This is a genomic window from Pseudomonas sp. R1-15, assembly GCF_051132085.1.
Taxonomy (GTDB): Bacteria; Pseudomonadota; Gammaproteobacteria; order Pseudomonadales; family Pseudomonadaceae; genus Aquipseudomonas.
On sequence record NZ_CP071660.1, the window covers coordinates 4,800,032 to 4,816,468 of the forward strand.

Consider the following 16,437-nt stretch of genomic DNA (forward strand, 5'->3'; position numbering starts at 1 on the left):
AATCTCGCCAGGCAGGGTTTATTCAACCCCCACCCGATTGCGCCCATTGTGCTTGGCCAGGTACAGCCCCTTGTCCGCCGCCGAGATCAGTTGGCGGCACTCGCCGCCCTGTTGCGGGGTGAAGGTCGCGACGCCGATGCTGACGGTCAGGTTCTCGCCGCCGTCGGGCGTGGCATGGGGGATTTTCAGGGCGGCGACGCTCTGGCGCAGCTTTTCGGCCATCAACCGTGCGCCGCCAGGCGAGGTGCCGGGCAATACCAGGGCAAACTCCTCGCCGCCATAACGGGCCGGTAGGTCGGACGGACGACTGCAGGCATCGCGTATCGCCGTGGCAACCTTGCGCAGGGCTTCGTCGCCTTCAAGGTGACCGTAGTTGTCGTTGAACGACTTGAAATAATCCACATCGATCATCAACAGCGACAGCTGGGACTGGTCCCGCAGCGCCCTTCGCCACTCCAGCTCCAGGTATTCGTCGAAGTGCCGGCGATTGGACAGCCCGGTCAGGCCATCGGAGTGCATCAGCCGTTGCAGCACCAGATTGGTGTCGAGCAACTGCTGCTGGCTGACCCGCAGCGCACGGTAGGCCGCGTCGCGCTGCAACAGCATCATGTAGGAGCGCGAGTGATAGCGGATCCGCGCTACCAGTTCGATATTGTCCGGCAACTTGACCAGGTAATCGTTGGCTCCGGCGCCAAACGCCGCGCTCTTAATCAGCGGGTCCTCCTTGGTCGACAGGACGATGATCGGGATGTCGCGAGTGGCCGGATGGTTGCGGTACTCGCGCACCAGGCTCAAGCCGTCGAGACCGGGCATGACCAGGTCCTGGAGAATCACCGTCGGCTTGATGCGCACGGCGTGGGCGATGGCCTGGTGAGGGTCGGAGCAGAAGTGGAAGTCGATGTTCTGCTCGTTCGACAACCCGCGTCGCACTGCCTCGCCGATCATCGCCTGGTCATCGACCAGCAAGACCATGGCGGCGTTCTCATCGCGCTTGAAGTCGTCGAGCTGTAATTCATTCATGGGGCTCACCTGAGTACTGCTGGGGTGCAAGAGGGCATCATTGGCTGAAAATTTCCACCAGGCGTGGCGCTATCCGGTCCAGCGCGAGTATCTGCGCCGCCGCGTCGATAGCGGCGGCCGCCTTGGGCATGCCATAGACCGCGCTGCTCTGCTGGTCCTGGGCGATGGTCACACAGCCCTGCTGGCGCATCAGTTTAAGCCCTTGCGCACCGTCGCGGCCCATGCCGGTGAGCAACACGCCTACCGCCTCACCACTCCAGAAATTGGCGACACTCTCGAAAAACACATCGATGGAGGGCCGATAGATTTCGTTGACGGGCTCCGCCGTGTACGCCAGCGTGCCATTTTTCAATAGGCGCAAATGATGATTGGTTCCGGCCAACAGCACCACCCCGCCTCGCGGTGTCTCGCCCTCGCGGGCCAGCCGGACCTCAAGGCCCGACACGCCACCAAGCCACTCGGCCATGCCGGCGGCAAACACTTCGTCCACATGCTGGACCAGCACGATGGCCGGGGCAAAATCGCGGGGCAGCGCCTTGAGCAGCACTTCCAACGCGGCGGGGCCGCCGGCAGACGAGCCGATCGCCACCAGGCTGTTGCGTGACACCGAGGCCCGCTGCGCAGCCGGCGCGGCGCGCTCACGGTTGCCCCGCTCGCCGATCAGCCAGCCGATGTTGGCGATCTTGCGCAGCAAGGGGGCAGCGGCGTCCTCGGGCCTGCCGACGCCCAGCGCCGGGGTATCCACTACGTCCAGGGCGCCATGGCCCATGGCTTCGAACACCCGATGGACGTTCTGCTGGCTGTCGCCAGTGACGATCACGATGGCGCAGGGCGTGTCGGCCATGATTCGCCGGGTCGCCTCGACACCGTCCATGATCGGCATGAACAGGTCCATCAGGATCAGGTCCGGCGTGTATTCATGGCAACGCTGCACCGCCTCGGCGCCGTTGGCGGCCACCCAGACCAACTGATACGCGGGCTCGAATGCCAGCGCGCGGCGCAGGGCCTCGACCGCCAGGGGCATGTCATTGACGATGGCGATCTTCAAGCGCGCGCTCCTCCGATCAATTCGACCACGGCGTCGAGCAAGGCGTCGTCATGGAAACTCGCCTTGGCTAGATAATAGTCGGCCCCGGCATCCAGGCCACGGCGGCGATCTTCCTCGCGATCCTTATAGGAAACCACCATCACCGGCAGCGATTGCAGGCGGTTGTCGCGGCGCAGCAGCGACACCAGTTCAATGCCGTCCATGCGTGGCATGTCGATGTCCGTAATGAGCAAGTCGAAATCCTCCGAACGCAACGCATTCCAGCCATCCATGCCGTCCACCGCCACTGCTACATCGTAGCCACGATTGAGCAACAGCTTGCGCTCCAGTTCCCGCACGGTCAGCGAGTCGTCGACCACCAGGATCCGCTTGCGCGGCGCCTGGGCCTCGTTCTGCCGGGCGATGCGTTCCAGGCGCCCGGTGTCGAGCAACTTTTCCACCGAACGCAGCAGGTCTTCGACATCGACGATCAACACCACCGAGCCGTCGTCGAGCAAGGCGCCGGCGGAAATGTCCTGGACCTTGCCCAGGCGCTCATCCAGGGGCAGCACCACCAGGGTTCGCTCGCCGATGAACCGTTCCACCGCCACGCCATAAATCACCTCGCGCTCGCGAATCACCACGACCTTGAGACTCTGGCCGTCGTTCGGCGTTACCGGGCGGTTGAGCAATTGCGTGGCGGCGACCAACCCCACATGACGGCCTTCGTGCCAGAAATGCTGGCGACCTTCGACCTGGACGATGTCCTCGGGCGCCAGGTCGCACATGCGTTCGATATGGGCCAGGGGAAAGGCATAGGCTTCTGCGCCGACTTCCACTACCAGGCTGCGCACCACCGAAAGCGTCAACGGCACCTCAAGATGGAAACGACTGCCCGCGCCCGTCGTCTGCTCCAGCACCACCGCGCCACGCAACTGCTTGACCATATGCTGGACAGCGTCCAGCCCGACGCCGCGCCCGGACACCTCGGTGACCGTGTCCCGCAGGCTGAAGCCGGGCAGGAAGAGGAAAGTCAGCAGTTCTTCCTCGCTCAGGCTGGCGGCGGTGTGCTCGGGAGAAAGACCACGCTCCACCACGCTGCGACGCACCCGCTCCAGGTCCACGCCGGCGCCGTCGTCCGCCAGCTCCAGCACCAGCAGGCCGGCCTGGTGCGAGGCGCGCAAGCGGATCAGGCCTTCGGCGGGTTTGCCAGCCAACAGCCGTTGCTCCGGCGTCTCGACGCCATGGTCGACGGCGTTGCGCAGCAGGTGAGTCAGGGGCGCCTCGAGTTTTTCCAGTACATCGCGATCGACCTGGGTTTTCTCGCCTTCGATTTCCAGGCGCACCTGTTTGCCCAGGCTACGCCCCAGGTCGCGGACCATGCGCGCCTGCCCCGATAGCACATCGGCAAACGGGCGCATGCGGCAGGCCAGCGCCGTGTCGTACAACACTTGCGCGCGCTGGCCGGCCTGCCAGGCAAACTCGTCCAGCTCAGCGGTTTTTTGCGCCAGCACCTGCTGGGTTTCCGCCAACAGGCGCCGGGCATCGTTGAGCGCCTCCTGGGCCTGGAGACTCAAGGCGTGATCCTTGAGATGCACGTTCAGGTCTTCAAGGGCGCGCAGGCCATTGCCTTGCTGGCGCTTGAGGCGCAGCAGGGTCGCCAGCCAGGGCTTGAGGCGCTGGGTTTCCACCAGCGACTTGCTCGACAGGTCCAACAGGCTGTTGAGGCGCCCGGCAGTGACCCGCAAGACCCGTTCGCCCTCCTCGGTGACACGCTTTTTCCTGGGCGCTGGCTCCACGGGCTCCATGGGCGTGGACGTGAGTTCAGGCATCTCGAGCCGCACGGGCTCGACGGGTATCTCGATGGTCGGCGACGTGGCGGGTGAAACCGCCGCAGCAGGCTCAAGCAGGCGCCCCAATAACGCGACATAGGCCTCGATGTCCTCGGCGCCGACGCTGTTGCCTGGGGTCGCGATGCGCGTCAGCAGGTCGGTGCCTTGCAGCAAGGCGTCGATATGCTCGGCACGCAGGACCAGGCGGCGTTCCTGGGCGCTGACCAGGCAATCTTCCATGACATGGGCCACGCTGACCCCGGCGGGGATCCCGACGATTCGCGCGGCGCCCTTGAGCGAGTGGGCCGCGCGCATGCACGACTCAAGGTGCTCGGCCTGGGTCGGGTCACGCTCGAGGGCCAGCAGGCCGGCGCTGAGTACCTGGGTCTGCGCCTCGGCTTCCAGGCTGAACAGTTCGAGCAACGAGGCGTCACGCATCTGATCGGGGGTCATGACAGGCTCCGGGACACGGCGGGCAACAACTGCTCTTCATCCAGCCAACGCAGGCTGCGGCCTTTGTATTGCAACACGCCACGGGTGTATTTGCCCGCCGACTGCGAAGCGCCGGCCAGGATGCGTTCGTCAATCGCGTGAATGCCGTCCACCTCATCCACCGGCACCAGTACCGACCCGCCCTGGGCGGCGATAATCAGCATGCGCGGCATGATCCGCCCGCCGGAAGGTGCGGCCGAGCCAGGCTCCAGCCCCAGCAGCTCGACCAGCGACAGGCAGGCCACCAGGGCTCCGCGCACATTCGCAACGCCGAGCAAGGCACGCGAGCGCTGGTGCGGCAGCGAATGGATCGGCTGCAACGGCGCCACTTCCACCAGGCTGCGGGTACTCAGGCCCAACCATTCTTCCCCAAGGCGGAACATCAATACCGAGCGCGTGACGATGTCGCTGTCGACCGGTGCCGGGGCCTGCTCCCGATCATCCTGGCGCAGGGCATAACGGTCGAGCAAACGGGTGGCCGCCGCCGAGTACACCGAACAGTTGCGGCAATGGATATGTTCGACCAGCAACGGGCAAGACTTGTCGCCGTGGACCCCGATGCGGTTCCAGCAGTCATCGATGGCCTGGGCATCGTCATGGGTCACGTTATAGGAAGCCGAACCGCTCATCGTTTGCGCTCACTCTCAACTGTGCGCCCGCTACGGGCCGCGCGTTCCTGCAATCGACGGGCACCGGCCACGTCGCCCTGGGAAGCCAGCAGCGCCGCCAGATGCACCAGGGCCTCGGCGTGTTGCGGTTCAAGATACAGCGCCTTGCGATAAAAACCCTGGGCTTCGAGCGCATTGCCGGCCATGTCGCTGAGCAGGCCCAGCCAATAGAACACCTGCCCACTGGGCGCATGGCTGCGCAAATATTCTTCGCAAGCCGCACGGGCGTCGGCGCTTTTGCCGCCGTTGGCCAGGGCGGCGATATTGGCCAGCAGGGTCACCGCGTCGTTGCTCCTGGGTGGGGCAATCGGCGTCACGCCGGCGGCGAACGGTCGAGGCCGAAGCGGCGGCGCAGCGACTCGTGGTGGCGGCTGGCGAATCGGCAGCGGACTTGGCAGCAGCGTTGGCAGCGGTTGCGGCTCGGGCGCGCCCTGGCGACTGAAGGCGAACGACTGGGGGATGCCGATCGAGCGCATGCCCAGCCGTCCGAGCAAACTGCCCTCGGCGGGGCCGATGAACAGCACACCGTCCTGATGGGTCAGGCGCTTGAGCACCTCGAATACCTGTTGCTGGGTCGGTTGGTCGAAATAGATCAGCAGGTTGCGACAGAACACAAAATCATACGGCGCCTCGTTCACCAGCAAGGCCGGATCCAGCAGGTTGCCCACTTGCAGGCGCACCTGTTCACGTATGCGCTCATCAAGGTGATAACCGTCGCCCTCGGCGCTGAAATAGCGCTCGCGAAAACCCAGGTCCGCGCCTCGGAAGGAGTTCCTGCCGTAACGCGCCTGCCGCGCTTTATCAACGGACAGCGGGCTGACGTCCAGCGCATCGACCTTGAACTGATGCGGCCCGAGGCCCGCGTCGAACAGGGCCATGGCGATCGAATACGGCTCTTCGCCAGTGGAGCATGGCAGGCTGAGGATGCGCAGGGCGCGCAGGTGCTTGATCGCAGCGAGGCGCTGGGAGGCCAGTCGCCCCAGCGTCGCAAAGGATTCGGGATAACGGAAGAACCAGGTCTCCGGGACGATCACCGCTTCGATCAGCGCCTGCTGCTCCTGGGCAGAATGCTGCAGGCTTTGCCAATAGTCATCGGTGGTCCGGCCGGGCACGGCAAGGACACGCTGGCGCACGGCCCGCTCGATGATGGCGGTGCCGACGGACGTCACGTCCAGGCCGATGCGCTCCTTGAGGAAGTCGAAAAAACGCTGGTCGTTGTTCATCGCCGTTCCTTGAGGCCATCGACGTCCAGCGGCGTAGGGGGGAACAGCACCGCGCGAACCGACTCATCGAGCAAATCGTTGACCCGTACCCATTGCAGCATTCCTTGAGCATCCTCCCGTACCGGGCCTAGGTAAGGCGCTTGGGGATTATCCAGGCCATAAGGCTTGAAGTCGGCCGGATCACAACGCAGGGTGTCGGTGGCCTGTTCCAGGATCAAACCCAGCACGTGCGCCGCTTGCTGCGCCTGGGGCCGGTAATTGACCAGCACCAGCCGGGTACTGGTGCGCGCCTCGGCGGCCTGGCCGAAGGTCAAGGCGCACAGATCGAGCACCGGCACCACCCGGCCACGCCAGGCGAATACCCCGGCCACCCAGGACGGCGTCCGGGCAATCGGCTTGAGCGGCAGGCGCGGCAGCACTTCCACCACATCGATGGCTTGCAGGGCGTAGCGCTCGTTGCCGATGCAAAACACCAGGAACAGCGCCTGCCGGGCCGCCGGCCCGGTACCGCGTCGGGCGTCGAACTCGCTCATCAGACTTTGAAACGCGAGACGCCGCTGCGCAGGCCCACGGCCACCTGGCTGAGCTCGTCGATGGCGGAACTGGCCTGGCGCAGGGAGTCCACGGTCTGACTGCTGGCATCGCCCAGTTGCACCAGCGCGTGATTGATCTGCTCGGCACCGGTGGCCTGGGCCTGCATGCCTTCGTTGACCATCAACACCCGCGGCGCCAGCGCCTGGACCTGATGGATGATCTGCGAGAGTTGCTCGCCGATCTGCTGCACCTCGGCCATGCCACGGCGCACTTCTTCAGAGAACTTGTCCATGCCCATCACGCCGGCCGAGACGGCGGACTGGATCTCACGCACCATCTGCTCGATGTCGTACGTGGCGACAGCGGTCTGATCGGCCAGACGCCGTACCTCCGTGGCGACCACGGCGAAACCGCGCCCGTACTCACCGGCCTTCTCGGCCTCGATGGCGGCGTTGAGCGACAACAGGTTGGTCTGGTCGGCGACCTTGACGATGGTCACCACCACCTGATTGATGTTGCCGGCCTTCTCGTTGAGGATCGCCAGCTTGGCGTTCACCAGGTCGGCGGCGCCCATCACCGAATGCATGGTTTCTTCCATGCGCGCCAGGCCTTGCTGGCCCGAGCCGGCGGCGACCGAGGCCTGGTCGGCGGCGCTGGAGACTTCGGTCATGGTGCGCACCAGGTCGCGAGAAGTGGCGGCGATTTCACGGGACGTCGCGCCGATCTCGGTGGTGGTTGCCGCGGTTTCGGTGGCCGTGGCCTGTTGCTGCCGTGAGGTCGCGGCGATCTCGGTCACCGAGGTGGTGACCTGCACCGAGGAACGCTGGGCCTGGGACACCAGCGACGTCAACTCGGCCATCATGTCGTTGAAGCCGGTCTCCACAGCGCCGAACTCGTCCTTGCGCGCCAGGTTCAGGCGCCCGCTCAAGTCACCGCTGCGCATGACCTCGAGTATCTCGACGATGCGACTCATCGGCGCCATGATCGCGCGCATCAGCAACAGGCCGCAAAGCACGGCTACCAGCACCGCGACGACAAACGACAGGCCCATGGCGACCTCGGCGGCTGTCACCGCACGGCCAATCGTCAGGGCGGCCTGTTCCGCCAGCTCACGATTGCGCTCGATGATCTGGTTCAAGTGCCCGCGGCCGTCGAGCCATGCCGGCGTCAGTTCTTTTCCCACCGCCAGCCGGGCGCCTTCGTAGTCCTTGCGCTGGTACAGCTCCAGCACCTTCGCAAGGGCTTTGTTGAAATCCTGGTGATTGACTTCGAATTCGTCGAATGAGGCCTGGTCGGCCGGGTCCTGGATCAGCTTCTGGTATTGCTGCATTTCATCGCGCAGATGCTGCTCGTACCGCTGGTAGAGCGCCTTGTCTTCGTCGGTGATTTCCCGGTGATCGGACAGACCCACGAGCTGCTGGGTCTTGACGTAACTGTCGACCCAGCCCCCACGGATCATGGAACTGTAATACACCCCTGGAACGGCGTCGGTACGTACTTCCTGTTCACTGGCCTCGATCTTCAACAACCGCGAGTAAGTGATCACCACCATCAGCAACATGATGGCAATAATCACCGCAAAACTCGCCAGAATGCGTTGGCGCAACGTCCAGTTCTTCACAGGAAAACCTCGGGTACTTTGAATTGCCGGGAGTATAGCCGAGGGTGGTGGTGCGTCTGTATGGCGGTGTTCGGGAGATTTTCGCTCACCGTTTCGCTATCGGTGGCGAGGGCTGGATACAAAACCTGTGGGAGCGAGCCTGCTCGCGAAAGCGGTGTGTCAGTCAACGGGTTTTGACTGGCTGGACGCCATTCGCGAGCAGGCTCGCTCCCACAGCGGTACCGGTCAGGCAGCCGCCTGACGCACCTGCTTCTCCAGCTCCGCCTTCAGTCCCGGTTCCAGCTTGAGTTGTCGCGCCAGTTCGTCGAGGTAGGATTTCTCCATGAAGTTTTCCTCATCCACCAGCATCACGCTGGCGATGTACATTTCGGCGGCGATTTCCGGTGTGCTGGCCGCCCGGGCGACGTCGCTGGGATCCAGCGGCTTGTTGAGCTCGGCGTGCAGCCAGTGTTGCAGTTCCTGGTCGTTGTCGAGCTTGGTGAATTCGCCTTCGATCAGTTGACGCTCGCGTTCGTCCACATGGCCGTCGGCCTTGGCTGCCGCGACCAGGGCCTTGAGGATCGCCTGGCTGTGCTGTTCGACCTGCGCCGGTGGGACGCGGTCGAGGGTCTGCGGTTCGGTTTTCGGCGCATTGCCCTGCTGGGCCTGCCAGTTGCCATAAGCCTTGTAGGCAATCACGCCCAATGCAGCCAGGCCGCCATACGTCAGGGCCTTGCCGCCAAAGCTACGGGCTTTCTTGTTGCCCAGCAGCAACCCCATGGCGCTGGCCGCCAGCGCCCCGCCCCCTGCGCCAGAGAGCATTCCGCCGAGGTTGCCGGAGCCGCCGAGCAAACCACCCAGACCGCCGGACGACTTGCCCTGGGAGCCGCCGGCCTTGTTCTGCAACATTTCCTGACCGGACTTGAGTAACTGATCGAGCAATCCACGGGTGTTCATTTGCTGCCTCCACGCATTCGGGTTAACCGGATCATAAGGCCCCCAGCGTAGATCGAAAGTGCCCCACCACCCTCGGCCAGATTGCTTCGAGATGTTGCCTACGGACTTGCCGGTGATTGGAGGGCAGCCGCAGCCATTCGATAAAAACGATATACACTCCAAGACATCGATAAATACGTTTCCTGGGTATCCAACAATGATGACCCTGCGCCAGATCCGTCATTTCATCGCGGTAGCCGAAACCGGTTCGATTTCCGCCGCCGCGCAAACCGCGTTCATCTCCCAATCCACCCTGACCCTGGCCATCCAGCAACTGGAAGAGGAAATCGGCGTCAGTCTGTTCAACCGTCACGCCAAGGGCATGACGCTGACCCACCAGGGGCATCAGTTCCTGCGTCAGGCGCACCTGATACTCGCCACCGTCGACAACGCCAAGCGCAGCCTGCAACAACGCGCCGACCAGGTTGCCGGACAGGTCACCATCGGCGTGACCAGCCTGGTCGCCGGGTACTATCTGGCGGACCTCTTGACCCGCTTCCAGCGCGCCTACCCCAATGTGGCCATCCGCGTGATGGAGGACGAACGCCCCTATATCGAACATCTGCTGGTCAGCGGCGAGATCGACGTCGGTGTGCTGATCCTGTCCAACCTGGAAGACCGCCACGCCCTGCAAACCGAAGTACTGACCCACTCGCCCCATCGTTTGTGGCTGCCGGCCCAGCATCCGTTGCTCGAACACGACAGCATCAGCCTTGCGGATGTGGCTCGCGAGCCGTTGATCCAACTGAACGTCGACGAGATGGATCGCAACGCGCAACGCCTGTGGCGCGGTGCGGGCCTGCAACCGCAGATCACCCTGCGTACCGCCTCGACCGAGGCGGTACGCAGCCTGGTGGCGGCCGGGCTGGGGGTATCGATCCAACCGGACATGACTTACCGCCCATGGTCGCTGGAAGGCGACATCATCGAGGCACGACCCATCGCCGACCTCAACCAGACGCTGGATGTCGGACTCGCCTGGCGCCGAGGCACGGCACGCCCGGCCTCGGTCGACCCGTTCCTGGCTGTTGCCCGCGAACAGCCCCACGGACGCAAGCCATCTATTTAATCGAATGCTGCCTTGAGTATTTCGAATTTGTCGGCCTGGCGACTGGGCACTAGTCTTGCTGCATCACAACAATCCAATGTGGGAGCGAGCCATTGTGGGAGCGAGCTTGCTCGCGATAGCGGTCTTTCAGTCAATTTAATGCTGCCTGTCATACCGCTATCGCGAGCAAGCTCGCTCCCACAGGGTCCGTGTTCACCGTTATAAAAAAGAGAAGGCGAATATGGCCGGCACGCAAACCCCGTTATGTACAGCGTTGTTGATCGACGGCGAAAGCGTACCCGGCGAGGGCTTTGTCGAGCCGATCCTCAACCCGGCCACCGGTGAAGTGCTCGCCCACATCGCCGAGGCCAGTACCGAACAGGTCGAAGCCGCGATCCTCGCGGCTCATCAGGCCTTTGACGGCTGGTCGCGCACCACGCCGCAACAACGCTCGAACCTGCTGTTGGAGATCGCCGGCGCTGTCGAAAAAAACGCCGATTACCTGGCCCGTCTCGAATCCCTGAACTGTGGCAAGCCACTGCACCTGGCGCGTCAGGACGACCTGAGCGCCACGGTGGATGTGTTCCGTTTTTTTGCCGGCGCCGTACGCTGCCAGACCGGCCAGCTCAGCGGCGAATACTTGCCGGGCTACACCAGCATGGTGCGTCGCGACCCGATTGGCGTGGTGGCGTCCATTGCGCCCTGGAACTACCCGATCATGATGGCGGCCTGGAAAATCGCCCCGGCCCTCGCCGCCGGCAATACCCTGGTGTTCAAGCCTTCGGAACACACGCCGCTGTCGATCCTGGCCCTGGCGCCGATCATGGCAGAGATCCTGCCGCGCGGCGTCATCAACATCATCTGCGGTGGCGGCGAAGGTGTCGGCAGCCATCTGGTCAGCCACCCCAAGGTGCGCATGGTCTCGTTGACGGGCGATATCGTCACCGGCCAGAAAATCCTCCAGGCCGCGGCAAAAACCCTCAAGCGCACGCACCTGGAACTGGGCGGCAAGGCCCCGGTGATCGTCTGTGACGACGCCGACCTGCAGGCAGTGGTCGAGGGTGTACGCACCTATGGTTACTACAACGCTGGCCAGGATTGCACCGCTGCGTGCCGGATATACGCCCAGTCCGGGATTCACGACCGGCTGGTGGCTGAACTCGGCGCGGCGGTCAGCAGCCTGCGCTTTGCCGGCAAGCGCGATGCCGACAACGAAATCAGTCCGCTGATCAGCACCCGCCAGCGCGACCGCGTCGCCAGTTTCGTCGAGCGTGCCCTCGGCCAGCCGCATATCGAGCGCATCACCGGCGCGGCGGTGCATTCCGGCGCCGGTTTCTATTACCAGCCCACGCTGTTGGCAGGCTGCAAGCAAAGCGACGAGATCGTCCAGCGCGAAGTATTCGGCCCGGTGGTCACCGTGACCCGTTTCGATGAACTCAGCCAGGCGGTGGACTGGGCCAACGATTCGGAATACGGCCTGGCCTCCTCGGTCTGGACCCACAACCTCGACAAGGCGATGCAGGTGGCGGCGCGGCTGCAATACGGCTGCACCTGGATCAACAGTCATTTCATGCTGGTCAGCGAAATGCCCCACGGCGGCCTGAAACGCTCAGGTTATGGGAAGGACCTGTCCAGCGATTCGCTTCAGGACTACAGCGTGGTGCGCCACATCATGGCCCGCCACGGCCAGCATCTGTAGGGAACAGCACTACTCTAATAACAGGCCAGCCATGGCGCTTCACCCCGTTCGAAAACTGCCCCGACCATAATTAAAGCAAGAGGGATTTCCATGTACGCGCACAAGACCGCATTGCTCAGCGCAATCACCACGGCGCTGCTGGCCAGCGCCAGCCTCCAGGCCGCCGAACCGCTCAAGGCCATTGGCGCTGGCGAAGGCCAACTGGATATCGTCGCCTGGCCGGGCTACATCGAACGCGGCGAAAGCGACAAGGCCTATGACTGGGTCAGCGGTTTCGAGAAAGAAACCGGCTGCAAGGTCAACGTCAAGACCGCCGCCACCTCCGACGAAATGGTCAGCCTGATGACCAAGGGCGGCTACGACCTGGTCACCGCGTCGGGCGATGCCTCGCTACGGCTGATTGCCGGCAAACGCGTGCAGCCGATCAATACCGCGTTGATCGCCAACTGGAAAAACCTCGACCCGCACCTCAAGGACGCGCCGTGGTACGTGGTCAGCCAACAGACCTACGGGACGCCGTACCAGTGGGGGCCGAACGTACTGATGTACAACACCGAAGTATTCAAGCAAGCGCCGACCAGCTGGAGCGTCCTGTTCGAGGCGCAGAACCTGCCCGACGGCAAGCCGAACAAGGGCCGGGTGCAAGCCTACGATGGGCCGATCTACATCGCCGACGCGGCGCTTTACCTCAAGACCGCCAAGCCCGAGCTGGGCATCAAGGATCCGTATCAACTCGACGAAGCCCAGTACAAGGCCGTGCTGGAATTACTGCGTGCCCAGCAGCCGTTGATCCACCGCTACTGGCATGACACGACCGTGCAGATGAGCGATTTCAAAAACGAAGGCGTGGTCGCATCCGGCGCCTGGCCATACCAGGTCAACGGCCTGATCAACGAAAAACAGCCAATCGCCTCGACGATCCCCAAGGAGGGCGCCACCGGCTGGGCTGACACGACGATGCTGCACGCCGAGGCCAAGCACCCCAACTGCGCCTATAAATGGATGGACTGGTCGCTGCAGCCGAAAGTCCAGGGCGACGTAGCCGCCTGGTTCGGCTCGTTGCCGGCCGTGCCCGAGGCGTGCAAGGCAAGCGAACTGCTCGGCGCCGAGGGTTGCAAGACCAACGGGTTCGACCAGTTCGACAAGATCGCCTTCTGGAAAACCCCACAAGCCGAAGGCGGCAAGTTCGTGCCGTACAGCCGCTGGACGCAGGATTACATTGCGATCATGGGTGGACGCTAAGTCGCAGTCACCTGTTTGGACCGGGGGGACATGGTTAGCCCTGTGGCGAGGGAGCTTGCTCCCGCTGGCGCGCGAAGCGCGCCCAACATGGACCGACGCGGTATTAGCTGACCCACCGCATCGGCTGGTGTTGGGGCGGCTGCGCCACCCAGCGGGAGCAAGCTCCCTCGCCACGGGACCGCGTTCCAACCGTTGAGATTTCATACCCGCCCCGCTTTCTGGAGCACCGCACCATGACGCTTGCAGTCCAGTTCACTCACGTTTCCCGTCAGTTCGGCGAGGTGAAGGCCGTTGACCGGGTCTCCATCGACATCCAGGACGGCGAGTTCTTCTCCATGCTCGGCCCGTCCGGCTCGGGCAAGACCACTTGCCTGCGGCTGATTGCCGGGTTCGAGCAGCCCAGCGCCGGTTCGATTCGCATCCATGGAGAGGAAGCCGTCGGGCTCGCGCCGTATCAGCGGGACGTCAACACGGTGTTCCAGGACTACGCCCTGTTCCCACACATGAACGTACGCGACAACGTCGCCTACGGCCTGAAAGTCAAAGGCGTCGCCAAGGCCGAGCGCATCAGGCGCGCCGATGAAGCGCTGGAGATGGTTGCCCTGGGCGGCTATGGCGAACGCAAGCCGGTGCAACTGTCCGGTGGCCAGCGCCAGCGCGTTGCCCTGGCCCGCGCGCTGGTCAATCGCCCGCGTGTGTTGCTGCTGGATGAGCCCTTGGGCGCGCTCGACCTGAAGCTGCGCGAACAGATGCAAAGCGAGTTGAAAAAACTGCAACGCCAGTTGGGTATCACCTTCATCTTCGTTACCCACGACCAGACCGAGGCCCTGTCGATGTCCGATCGCGTGGCGGTGTTCAACAAGGGCCGGATCGAACAGGTCGATACCCCACGCAACCTGTACATGAAGCCGGCCACCACCTTCGTCGCCGAATTCGTCGGCACTTCCAACGTGATTCGCGGTGAGTTGGCCAGGCAACTGAGCGGTTATCCACAGCCGTTCTCGATCCGCCCGGAACACGTGCGCTTTGCCGAAGGTCTGCTGGCAGGCGATGAAATCGAAGTCAGCGGCCTACTTCACGACATCCAGTACCAGGGCAGCGCCACGCGCTACGAGTTGAAGCTGGAAAACGGCCAGACCCTGAGCCTCAGCCAGGCCAACAGCCAATGGGACGACAACGGCGCCCAGCACCAGACCGGCCAGCACCTCGCCGTGCGCTGGGCCCGCGAGGCGATGGTTGCCCTGCACGATACCGCCGGCAGCGAGGCCTGAAATGAGTACCCTGGCCATGACTCGAACCGAGACACACGGTTCGCCGTTGCGACGCTTTTCGAACCTGCTGTATCGGCGACCCAACCTGTACCTATCGCTGTTGCTGGTACCACCGCTGATCTGGTTTGGCGCGATCTACCTGGGCTCGCTGCTGACCTTGCTGTGGCAAGGCTTCTATACCTTCGACGACTTCACCATGGCGGTCACGCCGGACCTGACCCTGGCGAATTTTTCGGCGCTGTTCCAGCCGTCGAATTTCGACATCATTGCGCGGACATTGACCATGGCGATCGCGGTGTCCATCGCCAGCGCCATTGTCGCCTTCCCGATCGCGTACTACATGGCGCGCTACACCAGCGGCAAGACCAAGGCGTTTTTCTACATCGCGGTGATGCTGCCGATGTGGGCCAGCTACATCGTCAAGGCCTACGCCTGGACACTGCTGCTGGCCAAGGGCGGCGTGGCGCAGTGGTTCATCCAGCACCTGGGGCTGGGGCCGGTGTTGCAGTTCGTGCTGGGCATTCCCGGCGTCGGTGGCAGCACGCTGTCTACTTCGCACCTGGGGCGCTTCCTGGTGTTCGTCTACATCTGGCTGCCGTTCATGATCCTGCCGATCCAGGCCTCCCTGGAACGGCTGCCGCCATCGCTGCTGCAAGCTTCGGCGGACCTCGGCGCCAGGCCACGCCAGACCTTCATGCAGGTAATCCTGCCGCTGTCGATCCCGGGCATTGCCGCCGGCTCGATCTTCACCTTTTCGCTGACCCTGGGGGATTTCATCGTGCCCCAGTTGGTGGGCCCGCCGGGCTACTTCGTTGGCAGCATGGTCTACGCCCAGCAAGGCGCCATCGGCAACATGCCCATGGCCGCGGCGTTCACGCTGGTGCCCATCGTGCTGATCGCCATCTATCTGTCTGTCGTCAAGCGACTGGGGGCTTTCGATGCACTCTGACTCCAAGGCCTCGTGGGGCTTGCGGATCGCGGCATGGGGCGGGCTGGTGTTCCTGCATTTCCCGATCCTGATCATTTTCCTTTATGCCTTCAACACTGAAGACGCTGCGTTCAGCTTCCCGCCCAAGGGCCTGACCCTGAAGTGGTTCAGCGTCGCCTTCTCGCGCCCGGACGTGCTGGAGGCGATCAAGTTGTCATTGCAGATCGCAGCCGTCGCGACCCTGATTGCCATGGTGCTCGGCACACTCGCGTCGGCGGCACTGTACCGCCGTGATTTTTTCGGCAAGCAGGGTATCTCGCTGATGCTGATCCTGCCAATTGCACTCCCGGGGATCATCACCGGCATCGCGCTGTTGGCGACGTTCAAGACCCTGGGCATCGAACCCGGCATGTTCACCATCATCGTCGGCCATGCGACCTTCTGCGTGGTGATCGTCTACAACAACGTCATCGCCCGTCTGCGTCGCACCTCCCACAGCCTGATCGAAGCGTCGATGGACCTGGGCGCCGACGGCTGGCAGACCTTTCGCTACATCATCCTGCCTAATCTGGGGTCGGCCCTGCTGGCCGGCGGGATGCTGGCGTTTGCCCTGTCGTTCGATGAAATCATCGTCACCACGTTCACCGCCGGTCATGAGCGCACGCTGCCGCTCTGGCTGCTCAACCAGCTCAGCCGCCCTCGCGACGTGCCAGTGACCAATGTGGTGGCGATGCTGGTGATGTTGGTGACGATGCTGCCGATACTCGGCGCGTATTACCTGACGCGCGGCGGGGAGAGCGTGGCGGGGAGTGGTGGGAAGTAACCCAGGCCCCAATGAAAACTATCCCATGTGGGAG

General features: G+C 63.6%; 14 protein-coding genes. 6 read left to right on the plus strand and 8 right to left on the minus strand.

Going from position 1 to position 16,437, the window contains the following annotated elements; all coding sequences use genetic code 11:
• Positions 1 to 18: 18 nt before the first annotated feature.
• From J3P97_RS21635 to J3P97_RS21670, 8 genes are all read right to left on the minus strand, one after another.
• Positions 19 to 1,020, minus strand: coding sequence for a diguanylate cyclase domain-containing protein (locus J3P97_RS21635; RefSeq protein ID WP_434672732.1), 1,002 nt, complete (start codon positions 1,018 to 1,020; stop codon positions 19 to 21).
• Positions 1,021 to 1,057: 37 nt separating this feature from the next.
• The gene (locus tag J3P97_RS21640; RefSeq protein ID WP_434628651.1) at positions 1,058 to 2,068 is read right to left on the minus strand and encodes a chemotaxis response regulator protein-glutamate methylesterase; all 1,011 of its coding nucleotides are present in this window, start codon (positions 2,066 to 2,068) and stop codon (positions 1,058 to 1,060) included.
• A complete protein-coding gene (locus J3P97_RS21645; RefSeq protein WP_434672733.1) occupies positions 2,065 to 4,332 on the minus strand; it encodes a hybrid sensor histidine kinase/response regulator in 2,268 nt (755 codons plus the stop codon). Before J3P97_RS21645 ends, J3P97_RS21640 begins: the two co-directional genes overlap by 4 nt.
• Complete coding sequence (locus J3P97_RS21650; RefSeq protein ID WP_434672734.1) at positions 4,329 to 5,000, minus strand: chemotaxis protein CheW; 672 nt, start codon at positions 4,998 to 5,000, stop codon at positions 4,329 to 4,331. The genes J3P97_RS21645 and J3P97_RS21650 overlap by 4 nt, the downstream gene beginning before the upstream one ends.
• Positions 4,997 to 6,262, minus strand: coding sequence for a CheR family methyltransferase (locus J3P97_RS21655; RefSeq protein WP_434672735.1), 1,266 nt, complete (start codon positions 6,260 to 6,262; stop codon positions 4,997 to 4,999). Before J3P97_RS21655 ends, J3P97_RS21650 begins: the two co-directional genes overlap by 4 nt.
• Positions 6,259 to 6,795, minus strand: a complete 537-nt coding sequence (locus J3P97_RS21660) for a chemotaxis protein CheW (RefSeq protein WP_434672736.1) — start codon at positions 6,793 to 6,795, stop codon at positions 6,259 to 6,261. The genes J3P97_RS21655 and J3P97_RS21660 overlap by 4 nt, the downstream gene beginning before the upstream one ends.
• Complete coding sequence (locus tag J3P97_RS21665; RefSeq protein WP_434672737.1) at positions 6,795 to 8,417, minus strand: methyl-accepting chemotaxis protein; 1,623 nt, start codon at positions 8,415 to 8,417, stop codon at positions 6,795 to 6,797. The genes J3P97_RS21660 and J3P97_RS21665 overlap by 1 nt, the downstream gene beginning before the upstream one ends.
• A 225-nt stretch (positions 8,418 to 8,642) precedes the next feature.
• A complete protein-coding gene (locus J3P97_RS21670; RefSeq protein ID WP_434572053.1) occupies positions 8,643 to 9,353 on the minus strand; it encodes a tellurite resistance TerB family protein in 711 nt (236 codons plus the stop codon).
• A gap of 196 nt (positions 9,354 to 9,549) precedes the next feature.
• Here J3P97_RS21670 and J3P97_RS21675 point away from each other — a divergent pair, with 196 nt between their 5' ends.
• The 6 genes from J3P97_RS21675 (at position 9,550) to J3P97_RS21700 (ending at position 16,403) form a co-directional block, all read left to right on the plus strand.
• Positions 9,550 to 10,461: a LysR family transcriptional regulator gene (locus tag J3P97_RS21675; protein WP_434672738.1), complete on the plus strand. Its 912-nt coding sequence runs from the start codon at positions 9,550 to 9,552 to the stop codon at positions 10,459 to 10,461.
• 220 nt (positions 10,462 to 10,681) lie between these two features.
• Positions 10,682 to 12,139: a gamma-aminobutyraldehyde dehydrogenase gene (locus J3P97_RS21680; RefSeq protein WP_434672739.1), complete on the plus strand. Its 1,458-nt coding sequence runs from the start codon at positions 10,682 to 10,684 to the stop codon at positions 12,137 to 12,139.
• A 90-nt stretch (positions 12,140 to 12,229) separates the two neighbouring features.
• Positions 12,230 to 13,381 carry a putative ABC transporter substrate-binding protein YdcS gene (ydcS, locus tag J3P97_RS21685; RefSeq protein WP_434672740.1) on the plus strand — a complete coding sequence of 384 codons (1,152 nt, stop codon included), beginning with the start codon at positions 12,230 to 12,232 and terminating at the stop codon, positions 13,379 to 13,381.
• A 233-nt stretch (positions 13,382 to 13,614) separates the two neighbouring features.
• Positions 13,615 to 14,652: an ABC transporter ATP-binding protein gene (locus J3P97_RS21690; RefSeq protein ID WP_434672741.1), complete on the plus strand. Its 1,038-nt coding sequence runs from the start codon at positions 13,615 to 13,617 to the stop codon at positions 14,650 to 14,652.
• A 1-nt stretch (position 14,653) separates the two neighbouring features.
• Entirely contained in the window at positions 14,654 to 15,601 is a 948-nt protein-coding gene (locus J3P97_RS21695) for an ABC transporter permease (RefSeq protein WP_434572044.1), read from the plus strand.
• Positions 15,591 to 16,403, plus strand: a complete 813-nt coding sequence (locus J3P97_RS21700; RefSeq protein ID WP_305499042.1) for an ABC transporter permease — start codon at positions 15,591 to 15,593, stop codon at positions 16,401 to 16,403. The genes J3P97_RS21695 and J3P97_RS21700 overlap by 11 nt, the downstream gene beginning before the upstream one ends.
• Positions 16,404 to 16,437 lie beyond the last annotated feature (34 nt).

Excerpts from the sequence above, each read along its gene's own strand:
- J3P97_RS21635 (WP_434672732.1), bottom strand. The coding sequence starts at position 1,020 with ATGAATGAATTACAGCTCGACGACTTCAAGCGCGATGAGAACGCCGCC.
- J3P97_RS21645 (WP_434672733.1), bottom strand. The coding sequence starts at position 4,332 with ATGACCCCCGATCAGATGCGTGACGCCTCGTTGCTCGAACTGTTCAGC.
- J3P97_RS21650 (WP_434672734.1), bottom strand. The coding sequence starts at position 5,000 with ATGAGCGGTTCGGCTTCCTATAACGTGACCCATGACGATGCCCAGGCC.
- J3P97_RS21655 (WP_434672735.1), bottom strand. The coding sequence starts at position 6,262 with ATGAACAACGACCAGCGTTTTTTCGACTTCCTCAAGGAGCGCATCGGC.
- J3P97_RS21660 (WP_434672736.1), bottom strand. The coding sequence starts at position 6,795 with ATGAGCGAGTTCGACGCCCGACGCGGTACCGGGCCGGCGGCCCGGCAG.
- J3P97_RS21670 (WP_434572053.1), bottom strand. The coding sequence starts at position 9,353 with ATGAACACCCGTGGATTGCTCGATCAGTTACTCAAGTCCGGTCAGGAA.
- J3P97_RS21675 (WP_434672738.1), top strand. The coding sequence starts at position 9,550 with ATGATGACCCTGCGCCAGATCCGTCATTTCATCGCGGTAGCCGAAACC.
- J3P97_RS21680 (WP_434672739.1), top strand. The coding sequence starts at position 10,682 with ATGGCCGGCACGCAAACCCCGTTATGTACAGCGTTGTTGATCGACGGC.
- ydcS (WP_434672740.1), top strand. The coding sequence starts at position 12,230 with ATGTACGCGCACAAGACCGCATTGCTCAGCGCAATCACCACGGCGCTG.
- J3P97_RS21690 (WP_434672741.1), top strand. The coding sequence starts at position 13,615 with ATGACGCTTGCAGTCCAGTTCACTCACGTTTCCCGTCAGTTCGGCGAG.
- J3P97_RS21695 (WP_434572044.1), top strand. The coding sequence starts at position 14,654 with ATGAGTACCCTGGCCATGACTCGAACCGAGACACACGGTTCGCCGTTG.
- J3P97_RS21700 (WP_305499042.1), top strand. The coding sequence starts at position 15,591 with ATGCACTCTGACTCCAAGGCCTCGTGGGGCTTGCGGATCGCGGCATGG.